Source organism: Dyella kyungheensis (assembly GCF_049913195.1).
GTDB classification, from domain to species: domain Bacteria; phylum Pseudomonadota; class Gammaproteobacteria; order Xanthomonadales; family Rhodanobacteraceae; genus Dyella; species Dyella kyungheensis.
In genome coordinates, this window is sequence record NZ_CP183983.1 from 1,658,503 (window position 1) to 1,674,600 (window position 16,098).

Annotated in this window: 14 protein-coding genes; 7 read left to right on the forward strand and 7 right to left on the reverse strand. The window is 65.2% G+C overall.

The genetic code is table 11. The annotated features are described in order from the left end of the window. The first annotated feature begins 359 nt into the window (after window positions 1–359). From ACN9MB_RS07185 to ACN9MB_RS07210, 6 genes are all read left to right on the forward strand, one after another. Entirely contained in the window at window positions 360–2,057 is a 1,698-nt protein-coding gene (locus tag ACN9MB_RS07185) for a methyl-accepting chemotaxis protein (protein WP_204635400.1), read from the forward strand. A 12-nt stretch (window positions 2,058–2,069) separates the two neighbouring features. Continuing rightward, window positions 2,070–2,903: a CheR family methyltransferase gene (locus tag ACN9MB_RS07190; protein ID WP_426271276.1), complete on the forward strand. Its 834-nt coding sequence runs from the start codon at window positions 2,070–2,072 to the stop codon at window positions 2,901–2,903. Further along, window positions 2,896–3,372, forward strand: a complete 477-nt coding sequence (locus ACN9MB_RS07195; protein WP_426271277.1) for a chemotaxis protein CheD — start codon at window positions 2,896–2,898, stop codon at window positions 3,370–3,372. The genes ACN9MB_RS07190 and ACN9MB_RS07195 overlap by 8 nt, the downstream gene beginning before the upstream one ends. Before the next feature lie 14 nt (window positions 3,373–3,386). Then, window positions 3,387–4,883 carry a chemotaxis protein CheW gene (locus tag ACN9MB_RS07200; protein WP_426271278.1) on the forward strand — a complete coding sequence of 499 codons (1,497 nt, stop codon included), beginning with the start codon at window positions 3,387–3,389 and terminating at the stop codon, window positions 4,881–4,883. 257 nt (window positions 4,884–5,140) lie between these two features. Beyond that, complete coding sequence (locus ACN9MB_RS07205) at window positions 5,141–5,530, forward strand: RcnB family protein (RefSeq protein ID WP_204635404.1); 390 nt, start codon at window positions 5,141–5,143, stop codon at window positions 5,528–5,530. A 228-nt stretch (window positions 5,531–5,758) separates the two neighbouring features. Further along, entirely contained in the window at window positions 5,759–6,256 is a 498-nt protein-coding gene (locus ACN9MB_RS07210; protein ID WP_204635405.1) for a DUF3761 domain-containing protein, read from the forward strand. Window positions 6,257–6,563: 307 nt separating this feature from the next. Here the strand turns inward: ACN9MB_RS07210 and ACN9MB_RS07215 are convergent, their stop codons facing one another. From ACN9MB_RS07215 to ACN9MB_RS07235, 5 genes are all read right to left on the reverse strand, one after another. After that, on the reverse strand, window positions 6,564–7,655 hold the full coding sequence (locus ACN9MB_RS07215; RefSeq protein WP_426271280.1) for an ABC transporter permease: 1,092 nt from the start codon (window positions 7,653–7,655) through the stop codon (window positions 6,564–6,566). Then, window positions 7,652–8,581: an ATP-binding cassette domain-containing protein gene (locus ACN9MB_RS07220; RefSeq protein ID WP_204635904.1), complete on the reverse strand. Its 930-nt coding sequence runs from the start codon at window positions 8,579–8,581 to the stop codon at window positions 7,652–7,654. Before ACN9MB_RS07220 ends, ACN9MB_RS07215 begins: the two co-directional genes overlap by 4 nt. A 7-nt stretch (window positions 8,582–8,588) precedes the next feature. Then, window positions 8,589–9,560: an HlyD family secretion protein gene (locus ACN9MB_RS07225; protein ID WP_426271282.1), complete on the reverse strand. Its 972-nt coding sequence runs from the start codon at window positions 9,558–9,560 to the stop codon at window positions 8,589–8,591. Beyond that, window positions 9,550–10,218 carry a TetR/AcrR family transcriptional regulator gene (locus tag ACN9MB_RS07230; RefSeq protein WP_426271283.1) on the reverse strand — a complete coding sequence of 223 codons (669 nt, stop codon included), beginning with the start codon at window positions 10,216–10,218 and terminating at the stop codon, window positions 9,550–9,552. Before ACN9MB_RS07230 ends, ACN9MB_RS07225 begins: the two co-directional genes overlap by 11 nt. A gap of 331 nt (window positions 10,219–10,549) precedes the next feature. After that, on the reverse strand, window positions 10,550–12,475 hold the full coding sequence (locus ACN9MB_RS07235; protein WP_426271284.1) for a CocE/NonD family hydrolase: 1,926 nt from the start codon (window positions 12,473–12,475) through the stop codon (window positions 10,550–10,552). Window positions 12,476–12,672: 197 nt separating this feature from the next. Here ACN9MB_RS07235 and ACN9MB_RS07240 point away from each other — a divergent pair, with 197 nt between their 5' ends. Continuing rightward, window positions 12,673–13,557, forward strand: a complete 885-nt coding sequence (locus ACN9MB_RS07240) for an AraC family transcriptional regulator (RefSeq protein WP_426271286.1) — start codon at window positions 12,673–12,675, stop codon at window positions 13,555–13,557. Window position 13,558: 1 nt separating this feature from the next. Here the strand turns inward: ACN9MB_RS07240 and ACN9MB_RS07245 are convergent, their stop codons facing one another. Together ACN9MB_RS07245 and ACN9MB_RS07250 are read right to left on the reverse strand one after the other, a co-directional pair. Next, window positions 13,559–13,993, reverse strand: coding sequence for a VOC family protein (locus ACN9MB_RS07245; protein WP_426271288.1), 435 nt, complete (start codon window positions 13,991–13,993; stop codon window positions 13,559–13,561). A 249-nt stretch (window positions 13,994–14,242) separates the two neighbouring features. After that, window positions 14,243–15,982, reverse strand: coding sequence for a sensor domain-containing diguanylate cyclase (locus ACN9MB_RS07250; protein ID WP_426271290.1), 1,740 nt, complete (start codon window positions 15,980–15,982; stop codon window positions 14,243–14,245). Window positions 15,983–16,098: the final 116 nt, after the last annotated feature.

Here is a 16,098-nt window from a genome sequence, read left to right on the forward strand (position 1 = left end):
AGGCCGTTGGCGATGGACGGGGCAATGGACGGGGCAATGGACGTGACTTTTTGAGACGTCCGTCACATTGCCTCGATCTATTTTCCAAGGAATCGGCCAGTCTCACGAAGTGCGCGAAAATCACGGAAATTCCACGGCTTTTTAGGCCTAAAGACGATTCTCCCAGCGCCGATACCTCATACGCGGGGGAGTACTGACGAAGGCAGTCCACGATAGCCAGCCAAGGCGCGCTGGACGGTCGACGCATGCCTTCGGATCGTGCGGCAACGGAGTCCGCGGCGCCGCAAGGGGCGCCGCGAACTCGCCACATCCTCTCCCGTCCGTAACCGATGCGTTCTCATTAACGAGGGAGAGGGGCGATGGGAAAAGAGACACCGGAATTGCAGCTCGTGCCGCACGAGCTCAGGGCCGTCAACGAGGCACTCAACCGCGTCCAGGCGGTGATCGAGTTCGACCTCAAGGGCAAGATCCTCCACGCGAACGACAACTTCCTCAACGCGATGGGATACACGCTGGAGGAGATTCGCGGCCAGCACCATCGCATCTTCTGCGAGCCCGCGTATGCGGCCAGCGCGCAGTACAAGAAGTTCTGGGAAAACCTGGCCAAGGGCGTGCTCGACCGCGGCGAATACAAGCGCATCGGCGGCGATGGACGCGAGGTGTGGATCAACGCGTCCTACAACCCCGTGTTCGACGAGAACGGCAAGCCGTACAAAGTGGTGAAGTTCGCCACCGACGTCACCGCCAGCCGCCAGCAGAAGGCGGAGTTCGAGGGCAAGGTCAATGCCATCGACAAGGCGCAGGCGATGATCGAATTCGACCTCGCCGGCCACGTGCTGCATGCGAACGACAATTTCCTCAAGGCGATGGGCTACCAGCTGGAGGAAATCCAGGGCCGCCACCACCGCTTGTTCTGCGAAGAAAGCTACACGGCCAGCCAGGCGTATGCCGATTTCTGGGCCAAGCTCAATCGCGGCGAATTCGACGCCGGTCGCTACATGCGGCTGGGCAAGGGCGGCCGACCGATCTGGATCCAGGCCACCTACAACCCGATCTACGACGGCAACGGCCGCCTGCACAAAGTGGTCAAGTTCGCCACCGACGTCACCGCCCAGGTCGAACTGGAAGAAAGCGTGAAGCGTCGTGCCGCCGAAGACCAGCGCAAGGTCGAAGCCCTGCTCAAGACCGTGCGTCTGGCCGCGGAAGGCGACCTCACCGGCGAGGTGCGCGTCGAAGGCAGCGATCCCATCGACCAGCTGGCCGACGGTATCCAGCAGATGATGAGCGACCTGCGCAGTGTCATCGGCAAGGTGGTCGATTCGGCCAGCGGCTTCTCCGGCAGTTCGCAGGAGATCGCCGGTCGCGCCAGCGGCGTGGCCAGCGGCGCGCAACTGCTGGGCGCCACGGTGGAAGAGATGAATGCCTCGATCGAGGAACTCACCGCCTCGATCAACTCCATCGCGAACAACTCGCGCAGCGCCGACCAGCTCGCCAAGGACACGCACCAGGAAGCCGAACGCGGCGCCAAGGCCATCGCGCGTTCGATCGAGGCGATGGACCTGATCAACAAGTCGTCCGAAGACATCAGCGAGATCATCAAGGTGATCGGCGAGATCGCCAGCCAGACCAACCTGCTGGCCTTCAACGCGGCCATCGAGGCGGCGCGTGCGGGCGAGCACGGCCTGGGCTTCTCGGTGGTGGCGGACGAAGTGCGCAAGCTGGCGGAGCGTTCCTCGCAGGCCACCAAGGAGATCTCCAAGCTCATCAACGAATCGACCAAGCGCGTGGCGCAGGGCAGCGACATCTCCAAGCAGGCGGGCGAAGCGTTCGAGAAGATCGTGGCCGGCGTGGGCCGCACCACCCAGGCGATCTCCGAGATCTCCTGCGGTGCGGACGAGCAGCTGGTGGCGGCACGCGAAGTGAGCGCGGCGATCCAGCAGGTGGCCGAAGAGACCGAGAAATCGGCCGCGGCCTGCGACACCATCGCCCGCTCCACCACGGCATTGACGCACGGTGCCGACGAGTTGAACCGGACCGTCCAGCGCTTCGTGGTCTGAGGGCCGTCGACGATGGATATCGAGAACGAGATCGACCTGGCCACCCAGCGTGCCTTGCTGGACAAGGTGCACCGCCATACCGGCATCCACATGGCGGAGCGCAAGTGGACCTTGCTGCAGGGGCGGCTGCGCCGTCGCCTGCAGACGCTGGCACTCAGCCGCTATCGCGATTATCTCGCGGTACTGGAGGCGCAGCCGGACGAAGTGGGCGCCTTCATCAACCTGGTGACCACCAACGAGACCTCGTTCTTCCGCACGCCGCGCATCTGGGACCATCTCTGGCAGCAACTGCTGCCAGAGTGGTTCCGGCAGCACCGGGGCGCCACCTTGCAGCTGTGGTCGGCGGCGGCTTCCACCGGCGAGGAAGCGTATTCCATGGCGATGATGTGCGAGGAATTCCGCGAGCATCATCCGGCGTTCAAGTACCAGATCCTCGCCACCGACATCGCCAGCCAGGTGCTGGCGGTGGGCAAGGCGGGACACTACCAGGGCAAGAGTATCGATGGCCTGAAGCGCTCCAAGCCGGCGTGGCTGGCCAAGTATTTCCAGGCCGGCGAGGACGGCTACACGGTGTCGCCCGCGCTGCGCTCGCACGTGGTGTTCCGCGAACATCACCTGCACAAGCGGCTCGATGGCGCCACGCGTTTCGACATCACCTTGCTGCGCAACGTCCTGATCTATTTCGATGAGCCAGGGCAGTGCGGCGTGCTGGAGAACGTGCGGCGCGCAATGTCGCCGAACAGCGTGCTGATCATCGGCGAATCGGAATCGCTGACCCGGCTCAACGTGGGTTTCGATTTCGAACAGCCGCTGATCTACCGCCGCCAGGAACGCATGCATGCCTGACGGCAACGATATCCAGGTGCGCATGTGCGAAGTGAAGCTCGGCAGCGGCAACGACGTGCTGCGCGCGATTCTCGGCTCCTGCGTCGGCATCGGTCTGCTTTGGCGAAAGCGCGGGCTCTATGCGATGGCGCACTGTCTCCTGCCCGAGCCGCCGCAGGCGCCGGCGGGCGAGGGAGCGAAGTACGTGACTGATGCGGTGCCCACGCTGTTCTCGATGATGGGCCTTGAGCGCGCACGACAGGATGAAGTGGAAGCCGTGATCGCTGGCGGCGCCTGCATGGTGCAGCACGCCACGCCACCTCGGCATGGGCTGATCGGCGAGCAGAACGCGCGCATGGCGCAGCAGCTGCTCGCCCAGACCCGGATCAAGCTCGTGCATGTCGACATCGGCGGGGAGAGCGGCCGCCAGCTGGTGATCGACTGCGCGCAACATCAATTCGTGGTCAAGACGATTGGCCGCAGCACGTGAACCGGAGCAACCTCATGGCATCTCCCATCGCTACGCCGGCCCGCCAGGATGGCGCCGAATTGTTCGGCTCGTTCCACCTGGGCGACACCGAACTCGTGCTGCCGGTGACGGCCGTGCAGGAGGTGGTGAACTATCCCGCCGCGATCACCCAGGTGCCGTTGGCGCCGAGCTATCTGCTGGGCCTGTTCAATCTGCGCGGCCGCCTGATTCCCATCGTGCACCTGGGGCAATTGCTGCAGCTGCCCGACGGCGGCGCGCGCGAGGCCGCGAAGATCGCCATCGTGGAATTCCGCCAGGGGCGTATCGGATTGCTGTTCGACGCCACCGGCGAAATCCTGCGCGTGCAGCCTGAGCAGAAAGTGAGCTTCAGCGAGGGCGACGGCAGCGCGATGATCGGCGGCGCGCTCAAGCTCGACGGCGGCAACCGCATCCTGCAGATACTGAGCGTGGACGCGTTGCAGCACCTGCACGACATGCCGATCCCCAAGGTCGACGCGAACGAATCGGGCCGGCAGCGTACCGCGCAGGGACAGCGCCGCCAGGGCGTGTCGTTCCGCGTCAGCGACACGCGCCTGGCGCTGCCGATGGGCGCCATCCACGAGATCATCCGCGTGCCCGAGCTGCTCAAGTCGGTGCTCGCCAGTGAGCTTTGCCTGGGCATGCTCAACCTGCGCGGCAACACCGTGCCGGTGCTGGACTTCGCCCGTTTCCTGGGTTTGCCATGTGAGGCTTCCGCCACCACGGCCGCCGCCGATTTCGAGGATCCACGGCGCATCGTGGTCATCCGCCAGCAGGAGATGGACTTCGGCCTGCTGGTGGACGACGTGGAAAGCATCGTCAGCTATCGGGACGAGGAACTGCTGGCGATCCCGTCGTTCCATCCGGACCGGCCGCCGCTGTTCACCGGCTGCATCAGCCGCGCCGGCATGCCCGACATCATCCTCGTCAATGAAGCGGCCTTGCTCAGCGACACCATCGTGAGCGAACTCACCCAGGGACATCGCGCGCTGTACACGCTGGAGTCCGAGGCGGATCGCGGACAGCGCCGTCGTGGCGTGCGCGAGACCTATGTCACCTTCAAACTCGACCAGCTGATGGGCATGCGCATCGACCAGCTGCGCGAAGTGATCGATTTTCCGCACGAGGTGATGCAGCCGCCCGGTGCCCCAGCGCATGTGCGCGGCATCCTCAACCTGCGGCGCAAGCTGATCACCATCATCGACCTGCGCGCGCTCTACGGCATGAAAGGCTATGCCGACCTTCCCGGCGCGAAGGTACTGGTGGTGGAAAACGACGAGGAACAGTTCGGCCTGATCGTCGACGCCATCGAGAACATCGTGACCATCGATGCGGGCGACAAGATCGGCGTGCCCGCGATATTGCGCCATCAGATCGAGCTGCCGCTGCGCAACGACATGCGCGAGGTGGTGGAACTGTCCGATCAGCGCACGCTGCTGCTGCTCGATGCCTCGCCGCTCAAGCAACGCCTGAGTAGCCGGGCGCTGCATTGAGCCAACGCGTTTGGATGAACCCTTGCAACGCAGGACGTGGAACAGGGGCTGGCCATGGATGGCTTTTACCGGCAGCTGTTGCGTCGCATCAGCCAAACCAAACGCCAATTCAACGCATGAACTTGCGCAGCACAAGCGCATCGTTTTGCGAGCGAATTCACTCATCGTGCATCGTTGCGAATCACATCATGGCGCCGTCGTGGAAACGTGCGCCAGGGGGCGCGCCAGACCACGGCATGACCCCTTGGAGAGTTCGCATGAAGAAGACCTTGTTCGCACTGATGCTCGGCGCCGTGATGGCTTCATCCACCGTTGCCGCCGCACCGTTTCAGTACGACGACCACCACGATCAGGACCGCCACGACCACGACCAGGGCCATCGCGACGATCATCACGATCAGGGCCATGACCGCGACCATCACGACTATGTGATCGTGCATGACCGCGGCAATCACGAGGGCTGGTATCACCGTGGCGGGCGTGTGCCCGAGGAGTACTACCACGATCGTCGCTACTACGTGGACTACCACGCCTATCACCTCGCGCCGCCGCCGCCGGAACACGTTTGGGTGCGCAGCGATACCGGCGATTTCCTGCTGGTAGCCGTGGCCACCGGCGTCATCGCCGATCTGGTGATCAACCACTGACGATCAGGGACCGCATCGCCGGCATGCGCGCGATGCGGTCCTTCGTCGTACGAAATTGCGAAGTCGCATCACGCCAGATAAACGGCTGTTGCGGGAGCGTGATGCGCCGTCATCAGGCGGGCGCATAGTGTGGGCGAATGCGTCGGCGCGTTGCGATTGGCGCAAAGGGAAACGTTCCGCCGCAGCGGACGGTTCCCACGGGGAAGACACACAGCACGGGAGATCGACATGAAATCGTATGGCTTGATCGCAGTCCTGCTTGCAGGCCTGCTGGCCGGACCGGCCGTCTATGCGCAGCAGTCCGCCGCACCGGCCGGCTCGACCGGTCAGTGCAAGGACGGCAGCTACACCAATCACGCCACCAAGAAGGGTGCGTGCTCCGGCCATCAAGGCGTCAAGGAGTGGTACACCGCTGCGCCTGCCGCTACACCGGCCGCTGCAGCCGCTCCCGCCGCCGCCGCTGCGCCTGCCGGTAACGCGATGGCCGCGCCCAAGAGCGCCGCCGCCGCACCGGCTGCCAGTGCCAAGGCCGCCGGTCCGCAACCGCCGGCCAATGCCGCACCGGGCGGTGGCCCGGGCATGGTGTGGGTCAACGACACCAGCAAGGTCTATCACTGCCAGGGCGACAAGTGGTACGGCAAGACCAAGGCAGGTGCGTACATGAGCGAAGCCGATGCAAAGGCCAAGGGTTACCACGGCGATCACGGCAAGGCTTGTACGCAGTAAGCGTGTTCTCTTCGCTTGGAAAGGCCCGCACTTTGCGGGCCTTTTTTGTTTATCGCTTATTGCAGGGAAAGAGGCGGCGCGGCACCTGGCTCGTCATTCCGGCGCAGGCCGGAACCCAGTCGCGGTGCGCCTGGCTGTCGCGCCACCGCTATTTCGTTCTTCGTGTTGATCGGACAGGCGGCAACCAAACGAATGGGGCGTTATCGCGCCAACCAGGCGCGTCGCAACTGGATTCCGGCCTGCGCCGGAATGACGAGCCAAGAAAGACCGCCGCCGTCCTCAAAAATCCGCCATGGATTTTTTCCGTTCAATCCAACCGCTTGTGGAACAGCCGAATGGCCAGCGTGAGCATGATCGCGATGAACGCCACCAGGGCGAGCGCGTCGTGCCATAGATCGCCCAGGTCGGCGCCGCGCAGGATGATGCCGCGGATCAGGCGCATGAAGTGGGTCAGCGGCAGCGCCTCGGAGATCCACTGCGCCGGCTCGGGCATGCCCGCATACGGAAACATGAAACCCGAGAGCAGGATCGATGGCAGGAACACGAAGAAGGTCATCTGCATCGCCTGGAACTGCGAGCGCGCCCGTGTCGAGATGAGCAGGCCGAGCGAGAGATTGGCCAGGATCAGCAGGCTGGACGCGAGATAGACGTCCCACAGGCTGCCCCGAATGGGCACGCGGAACAGCCACACGCCCAGCAACAACACCACGGTCGTCTGCACCAGGCCGATCGCCGCATACGGCAGCACCTTGCCGACCATCAGTTCGGTACGGCTGAGCGGCGTGGTGATCAGCAATTCCATGTTGCCGCGCTCGGTCTCGCGCACGATGGCCACGGCGGTGAACAGCACCATGGTCATGGTCAGGATGACGCCGATCAGTCCCGGCACGATGTTGACGGGCGAACGGCGTTCGGGATTGTAGAAACTCACCACGCTGATCGGCGTCTGCGCGCGCGCATGGAAATTGTCCGGCTGGTTGAGCGGGTATTGGGCCAGCTGCGCGGCGGCCGACTGCACCACGTTGTCGCTGCCGTCCACCATCACCTGGATCGCCTCGCGCCCATCCAGCTTGCGGCGCTCGAAATCCGGCGGAACGGCGATGCCGACGCTGATACGGCCCTCGCGCAGCAGGTCGACCAGTTGCTGGGGCGATTGGGCGCTGGCCGCGACCTGGATGACGCCGCTGGCCAGCAGGTCCTGTACGGCAGCGCGTGATCCGGCGGTCTGCGCCTGGTCGACCACGGCGGCAGGAAGGTCGCGCAGATTGAGGTTGATGGCGTAGCCGAACAGCACCAGCTGCATGATCGGCATGCCCATGATCATGGCCAGCGTGATGCGGTCGCGACGCAGCTGGCGCAACTCCTTCAGCATGATGGCCCACAGTCGCCGGAAGTTCATGCCGGTTGCTCCTCGCGCTGCGCATGTTTGCGCGTGGCGACCACGAACACGTCTTCGAGGTTCGGGCTGACGCTTTCGATCTCCATGGCATCGTCGGCGTGGCCTGCCGCGTTGCGCAGATCGTCCACGGTGACCTTGTCCTTGCGCATCAGCACGCGCAGTTCGTTGCCGATCTGCGCCACGCTCAACACATCGGGGTGGCCGTCCAGGGCCTGCTTGGCCTGCCGCGGCGACTGCGCGCGGATCACGAAGGTGCGTCCGCGCAGCTTGTCGGTCAGTTCCTTGGGCGTACCGTCGGCGACCAGGTTGCCGCTGTCGAGAAAGGCCAGTCGATGGCAGCGCTCGGCTTCGTCCATGTAGTGGGTGGAGACGAGGATGGTGGTGCCGGCGTCGGCGAGCTCGAACAATTTCTCCCAGAAATCGCGGCGCGATTCGGGATCGACCGCACTGGTCGGCTCGTCCAGGAACAGCAGCTCGGGTTTGTGCACGATGGCGCCAGCCAGCGCCAGGCGCTGCTTCTGGCCGCCGCTCATGGTGCCGGCCAGTTGTTCCTGCCGGTCATCCAGGTGGTAGCGCTTCAGCAGTTCGTCGACGCGCGTGCGTGTGTCCTGGCGCGAGAGGCCCTGCACGGTGGCGAGGAATTCCAGGTTCTGGCGCACCGACAGATCGTCGAACAGCGAGAATTTCTGCGTCATGTAGCCAATGCGCCGCTTCAACGCTTCGGCCTGTTCGGGAACGCGCAGGCCCAGTACTTCGATGTCGCCTTCGCTGGGCGTCAGCAAGCCGCACAGCATGCGGATGGTGGTCGATTTGCCCGAGCCGTTGGGACCGAGGAAACCGTATACGCAGGCGCGCGGCACCTCCAGATTGACGCCGTTGACGGCGACCAGCGCGCCGAAGCGCTTGGTCAGTCCCCGCACGTGGATGGCCAGCTCAGTCATGGCTGCTCTTGCCCGGGAATGCCACCGCGACGGGGAATCCCTGTGGCAGATCGCGGGCATCGGTGTCGAGCGCGATCTCCGCCAGATAGCTCAGGCGCGTGGCGTCCTCGCCGTTCAACGCGTAGTACGGCGTAAAGGTGGGCTCGCTGCGGACCATCCGCACGGTGCCGTTGAATTGCCGCTTGCCCTCGTGCAGGCGGACCACCGCCTTGTCGCCGACCTTGATCGACGGACGCAGCGCGGCAGGGACGTAGACGCGTGCATACGGCGTGTCGCTGGCGAGCAGGATCACCAGCGGCGTGCCGGGCTGGGCCTGGTCGCCCAACTTGTAGGGAAGGCTGTCGACGCGCACATCGCGCGGTGCCGTCAGATCGAGTTTGTCCAGATCGACCGAGCGCGACGCCGCATTGGCCGTCGCCGCCGCGACGGCGGCGCGTGCTTGCGCGATGTCTTCCACGCGCGATCCGTTCACCAGCTGGTCGAGCGCGGCGCGATCGGCGGCCACCGCGGCGTCCGCGTTGCCGGCCGAGGCTTTGGCGCGATCGAGATCGGCGGCGGAGACGAACTGCTGTTTGCCCAGGGCCGAGAGCCGCTGGTAGTAGGCGTTCGCATCGCGCGACTGCGCCTGTGCGCCGACGAGGTTGGCACGCGCCTGGCGGATCTGTTCCTCGCGCGGACCGCGCTGGAGTTCCAGCAAGGCCTGTTGCTGCTGTTGCAGGTCGGCGCGCGCGTTGTCGAGCGCTGCCTGCGTGCGCGTGGTTTCCAGCTGCATGATGCGCGTGCCGGCAGGGACGTACTGGCCTTCGCGCACATCGATTTTCACGATGTGCTCCGCGGCCGGGGCCGGCAGGGTGATGCGGTCGAATTCCACCGTGCCGAGCACTTCGGGCGACGAGCGATGACAGCCGGCCAGCAGCGCGGCGGCGACCACCAGGACAACGAGAAGACGCAGGTCAGTTTTCATGCGCGGGCTCCAAACCATGGCCGAGCAGGGCGAGCGCGTGGCGCACCAGCACGTCCGTGCCCAGCTCGGCCTGGAAAATCTGCCGCCAGATCGGTGCGCTGGCCGCCGGGAACAAGGTCAAACCAATCAACGACACCACCAGCAGGCGCGGATCGAGCGCGGCATTGAGCTGTCCTCGCTGCTGCGCCTGCGCAAAGCGGCCGGCCAGCATCTGCGGCAGTTCGGGCCCGATGCGCGACAGCAGCAGTTCCCGCAGGGCGCCGCCTTCGCACAGCACTTCGCGCACCCACAGCGAGGGAAACCACGGGAACGCATCGACCAGTCCCAACACGCCCTGCACGAACTGCCGCGTCATCGCGATGACGTCGTCGCCCGTGCTGCCCACGCGTTCGCGCAGGCTCATCACGGCAGGCAGCAGGCGTTCCTCGAACACGGCGTCCTGCAAGGCCTGCTTGCTGCCGAAGTAGTAGTTGAGCATCGCCGGCGTCACGCCGGCCTCCTTGGCGATGTTGCGCGACGAAGTGGCCGCGATGCCGTCCCGCACGAAGCAGGCGAGCGCCGCCTCGATCAGGGTGGCGCGAAGGTCGGGGCTGTCCGTGGCGGGGCGGCCGGGGGCGCGGCGTTTGGCGGTCCGAGGGGGAGTGGCTTGGGTAGTCATGTCTCTTAATTAATCATAGCTTTAATTAATTTGCAAGTGATTGGTATAAAAGACATTCATGAAAGGTTTGATGCTGCTTGCTGATAGGGTGCTGCGGAATCTGCTCGTCATTCCGGCGTAGGCCGGAATCCAGGCGCGGTGCGTTTGGCTGACGCGATAGCGCTGCCGTGGCTCTACGCCGTGCTCCCGGCGGAATCGTCCAAAAAAGCGAATCAACGGCATCGCGACAATCGCGAGGCACCGCACCTGGATTCCGGCCTGCGCCGGAATGACGGGCAAAAGAAAAGGCCGGCACAAGGCCGGCCTTTGGAACGAAGCGATGTGCTGACGCTCAGCCGCCGGGCACCACCGGCAAGCTGATCGAGCTGGCGGTTCCCGGCGTGTGCCAGACGCGCTGGGTGGCCTTCTGGTAATCGCCCGGCTTGGCATCGAAGATGTTCGGCACGTACTTCTGCGGGTTGCGGTCGTACAGCGGGAACAGGCTCGACTGCACCTGCACCATGATCCGGTGACCCGGCTGGAACACGTGGTTGGTGGTGGGCAGGCCGAAGTTGTAGAGCAGGGGCTGGTCCGGCGTGAGCGCCTGCGGATGTTCGAAACTGGTGCGGTAGCGGCCGCGGAAGATGTCCAGCGACACGGCCAGTTCGTAACCGCCCATTTCCGGATTGGAAGGCACGGTGTCCGGGTATACGTCGATCAGCTTCACCACCCAGTCGCTGTCCGTGCCACTGGTGGAGGCATACAGGTTCACCTGGGGGGCGCCGCCGATGTGCAACGGCGCGGTCAGCGGTTCGCTCACATAGGTGAGGACGTCCGGACGTCCATCCACGAAACGCTGGTCGTTGACCAGCCAGCGCGTCCAGGCATCGTGATCGGCGAAATGCACCGGTCGCGGCTGGTACGGCACGGGCTTGGACGGATCGGAGACATACTCGTCGTACTTCGCCGCGTCCGCTGCTGGCGCAGTGAACGAGAGCGAGCCGTTGCCGCCCAGGTACAGTGCCTTGGGCTTGTTCGCGCAGCCCTTGTCGCAGCTGAGCGGCCAGGACTTGTAGCGGTCCCAGTGGTTCTCGCCGGTGTTGTAGATCAGCACCGGCGGCGTGTTGGCCTTGGGCGCGCCTGCGACCAGGTATTGATCGAAGAACGGCTTGAGCACGTCGCGACGGAACTGCAGCGAAGTATCGCCATCCCATTGCAGCGGACCCAGCGAACGGCCGTCGTAGTTGACCTGGCTATGCCGCCACGGGCCCATCACGAGGTAGTTCTTGTCGTTGCCCTTGTCCTTGCCTTCAGTGGCGGCATAGGTATGGATGGCGCCCCACATGTCTTCCTGATCCCACAGGCCTTGCAACCACATGGTGGGCACGGTGAGCGGCTGCTCGGCCATCACCCTGTCCAGCGCCTGTTGCTGCCAGAAGGCGTCGTACGAGGGATGCTCGTCGAGCTTGCGCCAGAACGGCAGTTGCTCGAAGCCGTGGCTGCGCGCGTAATCGCCGGCCGATCCGGCGTTGAGGAAGTTGGAGTAATCGTCGTAGCCCGCGCGGCCCATGCTGCCGCCTTTGCCCTTCTGCGCGGTCTGGCTGTAGATGTAGTCGAAGTTGGTCTGGCGATAGGCACCGTAGTGGAACCAGTCGTCGCCCATCCAGCCGTCGATCATCGGGCTTTCCGGTGCGGCCACCTTCAGCGCCGGATGCGGATGGACCAACGCCATCACCACCGTGAAGCCTTCATAGGAGGAACCGAGCATGCCCACGCGGCCGTTCGATTCGGGCAGGTTCTTCACCAGCCAGTCGATGGTGTCGTAGGCATCAGTGGAATGATCCACTTCGCTGGAATTGAGCGGTCCGCGCAGCGGACGCGTCATCACGTAGTCGCCCTCGGAACCGTACTTGCCGCGCACGTCCTGGAACACGCGGATGTAGCCGCTGTGCACGAACACCTCGTCGCCCTGCGGCAGCGTGGCGTCCATGTGCGGCGAGACGAAGCGCTCGGCGCGGCCGCTGGCGTCGTACGGCGTGCGCGTCAGCAGGATCGGCGCATTGCGTGCGTTCTTCGGGATCACGATGACCGTGTGCAGTTTCACGCCGTCGCGCATCGGGATCATCACGTCGCGCTTGACGTAGTCGTAGCTCGAGGCGTCGGCAACGAACGCCTTGGGCGGCACGTCCGGCGTGAGCGGCGTGGTCTGCGCATGGGCGACGGCGGCGGTGAGGGCGCCGAGGGTGGCGATGGCGAGCAGGGTGCGGCGGATGGGCATGAATCCTCCAGGCGAACGGCCGCAGGGGCCATTCCGGTGAACGAAGCGGGCGGGTGGGTCACCGGCGACTGTAAGCGAGTGGGCCCTGGCCTCCCACCATGACTTCCTGCCTATACGATGCCCAATGGCGCAAGAATGGGAACGCTGCCGCCGATGGCGCCCACCACACTGGGGCCACTTACCAAGGAAGCCCCACCATGAAAACCCATACGCGTCAGGACTATCTGCAACGCATCGACCGCGTGGTCGCCCTGCTTCAATTGGCGGTGGCCGAGGGAGGCGAGCTGCCGGAACTGGCGCAGCTGGCGGCTGCCGCACATCTTTCGCCGTTCCATTTTCATCGTATCTACCGTGCGCTCTCCGGCGAGACGATCGGCCAGACGGTGGCGCGTCTGCGCTGGCTGCGCGCCCTGCAGTTGCTGGCCGAACCCGCCGAGCGCGTCACCGAGACGGCGCTGGCCGTGGGCTATGAAACGCCGCAGGCGTTTGCACGTGCTTTTCGGCAAACCTTCGATGCGACGCCGAGCGAATTGCGCGGGCAGCAGGGGCGGCTGCACGAAGCGATGCAGCGTCTTCGCCGTCCCGCCAAGCAAGATGCCGCCGAGCAGGCCTTCGAAGTCGAAGTCGTCTCGGTCGAACCCTTTCGCGTCGTGGCTACCCGCTACGAGGGCGAGTACCGGGAGTTGGATCAGGCCTATGGACGTCTATTTGCCTGGGCCGCCGAGCGTGCGTTGCTGGAACGCCTGGCCGGCATCTACGGGATTGCCCATGATGGCGGTCCGGAGGCGTTGTCCGGCCGCGGGGCCTTCGATTGTGCGCTTGCCTTCGAAGGGGACGAGGTACAGGGCGACGCCCAGGCCCAGCCGCTGCAACTGGGCGGCGGCCTGTGGGCGCGCTGGCGCCACGTGGGCTCCTACGATGCGCTGGGCGCACTGAGCGATCGCCTGATCGCCCAATGGCTGCCGGACAGCGGCTACGTGCTGCGCGATGAACATCTGTTCCGGCATTTCCTCGACGATCCCGAGGAAGTGCCGGAAGCGGCCTTGCGTGCGGACGTCTATTTGCCCGTCGCGCGCTGCTGAATCACTTCGCCGGTTCCGTCCACGGGTCGTAGCTGCCGAACCACCACAGGTGACCTTCGGGGTCACGGCAGCTGTAACCCGCGCCGCCGTATTCCTTCTCGGCGTAGTCGTCGATGATGGTGGCACCGGCCGCCTTCGCCTGCTCGTAGTGCGCCTTGCAGTCTTTCACGATCACGCAGGCGCACTGCGTCTCGCGGCCATCGACCTGGTCGGGCTGCACCATGCGCCGGCCGAAGTCGTTGTCGTTGACCGAGCCCAGCATCAGCATGCCGCTGCCATAGGTGAGCTGGGCGTGCGCCACGCCGCCGTTGTCGTCGTCGTACACGGCTTGCTTGTGGAAACCGAAGGCCTTGCACAGCCATTCGATGGCCGCGTGCGCGTCGCGATAGCGCAGGCAGGGAATGATGGTGCTGCCGGAAACCTGGGGTGTGCTCATGGACGTGCTCCGTGACAGGGACGGGTCAAGGCTAGCCGTTCCTGCGGCGTTGTCTTGTGGATTTTCTGAGTGGACCTCCAAACCCCCGCACAACCCCTCACCGTCATTCCGGCGCAGGCCGGAATCCAGTGGCGATGCGGACGGCTATCGCGAAAAGATCGATGAAGGCTCTCGCGAAAACCTGTCGCTGCCGCCACTGGATTCCGGCCTGCGCCGGAATGACGGTGAGGAAGACTGAGCGTCCGGCCATCATCCCTTGCGATCATTCTCCACCGCCCTGGGCCAGCTGCGCCGTGGCGGCGTTTCCAGCTTCTCATCGAGCCGGGCACGGTTGCGGCCGGCCAGCTTGGCCCGGTACATGGCCAAGTCCGAGCGCTCGACCAGGGAGTCGACCGTGTCCTCGGGTTCCCGCATGGCGATGCCGATGCTCACGCTGAGCACCAGGCCGGTCTGGTTCACCGGGATATCCAGCCGGTGCACGCGGCGGCACAGCCGCGTGGCCACCTGCATGGCCTGGTTCTGCTGCACGCCGAACAGCATGGCCACGAATTCCTCGCCGCCGTAACGACCCAGCAGATCGTGCGGGCGCAGCTCGTTGCGCAAGGCTTCGGCCACCGCGACCAGGGCGCGATCGCCGGCGGCGTGGCCTTGCCGGTCGTTGAGCATCTTGAAGTGATCGAGGTCGAGAAACAGCAGCGCGATCGGCTGCGAGCCCGCGTTGCCCAGCAGCTTGCGCATGCTTTCGGTCCAGGCGCGCCGGTTGAGCACGTTGGTGAGGGCGTCGGTATCGGCCAGCTCCTGCACCATGTGGCGGTCGCGCCGCATCATCAGCGCACGATCGGCCAGGCCCAGCGACAGCACGATCGCTTCGAATGCACCGGCGGCCAGGCAGGCATCGCCCAGCCAGGTGACATCCGGCAGCACCCCGGTCATCTGCGAGCTGTACAGCGCGGTGAGGGCGAGCAGGGGCGTCCAGCCGACCAGGAAGAACCCGGCGGGTCGCGAGCCTTGCACGGCGGCGACGATGGCGGCGCCAAGCAGCAACAGCGTGCCGATGACCAGTAGTGGCGTCAGCAGCGCCTGCACCGTCTGCTGCAAAACCGCGACCTGGCTGTTGTCGAGCAGCACCACCAGCGGCATGCCCACGGCCAGCGCCATGATCGGCGTCTGCAGCACGGGCACATAACGCGGCAATTCGCAGAAGCGCGAGACGAACATGGCGGCGAAGGCGAGCGACAACGCCACGGCCGACGAGCCGATCATGCCGGCGTTGCCGGCCAGCCAGGTCAGTTCCAGCGGATGAAACAGATAGCCGGTCTGGACGCCCTGGATCAGGGCGTAGCAGAGCACATAGCCGGCGTACCAGGCGAAGGTGCTGTCGCGCAGCATCATCGCCAGGCACAGCGCCATCAGCGCCATGGCCACCATCACCGCGAAACACGCGCTGGCGAAAGCGAGCCACTGCGAGTCGGTCTGCAGATATTCGTTCCACGGCTGCAGGTGGAAACTGGCCACCGCGTGGTTGATCGTTCCCGGCTCGATCTTCAGCAGGATCGGCGCGGACGCGGGCGTATCGGCCGAAATCCGATAGGCGAGCCGGCCGTTGCCGTGGGCGCTGGCAAGCGAATCGTCGAGCGACAGGGTGAGCGAGCTGCCACCCGCATCGAACAGCGTGACCGGGACCAGCGGCGGCGGATAGATCGAGAGCACCCGCTCCTCATTCACCAGCGGCGGCTGTGGCTGCAGCACCACCCAGGTGCCGAGTCCCGGACGGGAGAAGCGCTGCAGCAGATGGGGATCGAAGCTGGCGAACTCGCCACGCCGGTAGGCGTCCAGCACCGACTGCGGGGTGTCGCCGGGCATGACTTTGCGGGCGGCACCGGTCAGCGCCGTGCTGGCGTGCGCCGCGAAGGCAAGCAAAGCCAGGGCGAGGATGCCCAGCATCCGCCCGTAGCCACACCTCGCGATGGTCGCGATAGGCCAAACCATATACCGGTCCCCCTTCTTCGTACGGCTCCAGTCCTGGAGGCGCACGCAGCTTCATGGCCGATCCGGTGGTCCCTGTGAGCGAAAACCCGCGTTACCGGTGGCGCGGGCCGGACGTC

What these genes read in the sequence shown, in the direction of transcription:
- ACN9MB_RS07215 (WP_426271280.1), bottom strand. Translation starts at nt 7,655, where the DNA reads ATGAACTTCCGGCGACTGTGGGCCATCATGCTGAAGGAGTTGCGCCAG.
- ACN9MB_RS07245 (WP_426271288.1), bottom strand. Translation starts at nt 13,993, where the DNA reads ATGAGCACACCCCAGGTTTCCGGCAGCACCATCATTCCCTGCCTGCGC.
- ACN9MB_RS07210 (WP_204635405.1), top strand. Translation starts at nt 5,759, where the DNA reads ATGAAATCGTATGGCTTGATCGCAGTCCTGCTTGCAGGCCTGCTGGCC.
- ACN9MB_RS07185 (WP_204635400.1), top strand. Translation starts at nt 360, where the DNA reads ATGGGAAAAGAGACACCGGAATTGCAGCTCGTGCCGCACGAGCTCAGG.
- ACN9MB_RS07230 (WP_426271283.1), bottom strand. Translation starts at nt 10,218, where the DNA reads ATGACTACCCAAGCCACTCCCCCTCGGACCGCCAAACGCCGCGCCCCC.
- ACN9MB_RS07205 (WP_204635404.1), top strand. Translation starts at nt 5,141, where the DNA reads ATGAAGAAGACCTTGTTCGCACTGATGCTCGGCGCCGTGATGGCTTCA.
- ACN9MB_RS07235 (WP_426271284.1), bottom strand. Translation starts at nt 12,475, where the DNA reads ATGCCCATCCGCCGCACCCTGCTCGCCATCGCCACCCTCGGCGCCCTC.
- ACN9MB_RS07190 (WP_426271276.1), top strand. Translation starts at nt 2,070, where the DNA reads ATGGATATCGAGAACGAGATCGACCTGGCCACCCAGCGTGCCTTGCTG.
- ACN9MB_RS07225 (WP_426271282.1), bottom strand. Translation starts at nt 9,560, where the DNA reads ATGAAAACTGACCTGCGTCTTCTCGTTGTCCTGGTGGTCGCCGCCGCG.
- ACN9MB_RS07195 (WP_426271277.1), top strand. Translation starts at nt 2,896, where the DNA reads ATGCCTGACGGCAACGATATCCAGGTGCGCATGTGCGAAGTGAAGCTC.
- ACN9MB_RS07200 (WP_426271278.1), top strand. Translation starts at nt 3,387, where the DNA reads ATGGCATCTCCCATCGCTACGCCGGCCCGCCAGGATGGCGCCGAATTG.
- ACN9MB_RS07250 (WP_426271290.1), bottom strand. Translation starts at nt 15,982, where the DNA reads ATGGTTTGGCCTATCGCGACCATCGCGAGGTGTGGCTACGGGCGGATG.
- ACN9MB_RS07240 (WP_426271286.1), top strand. Translation starts at nt 12,673, where the DNA reads ATGAAAACCCATACGCGTCAGGACTATCTGCAACGCATCGACCGCGTG.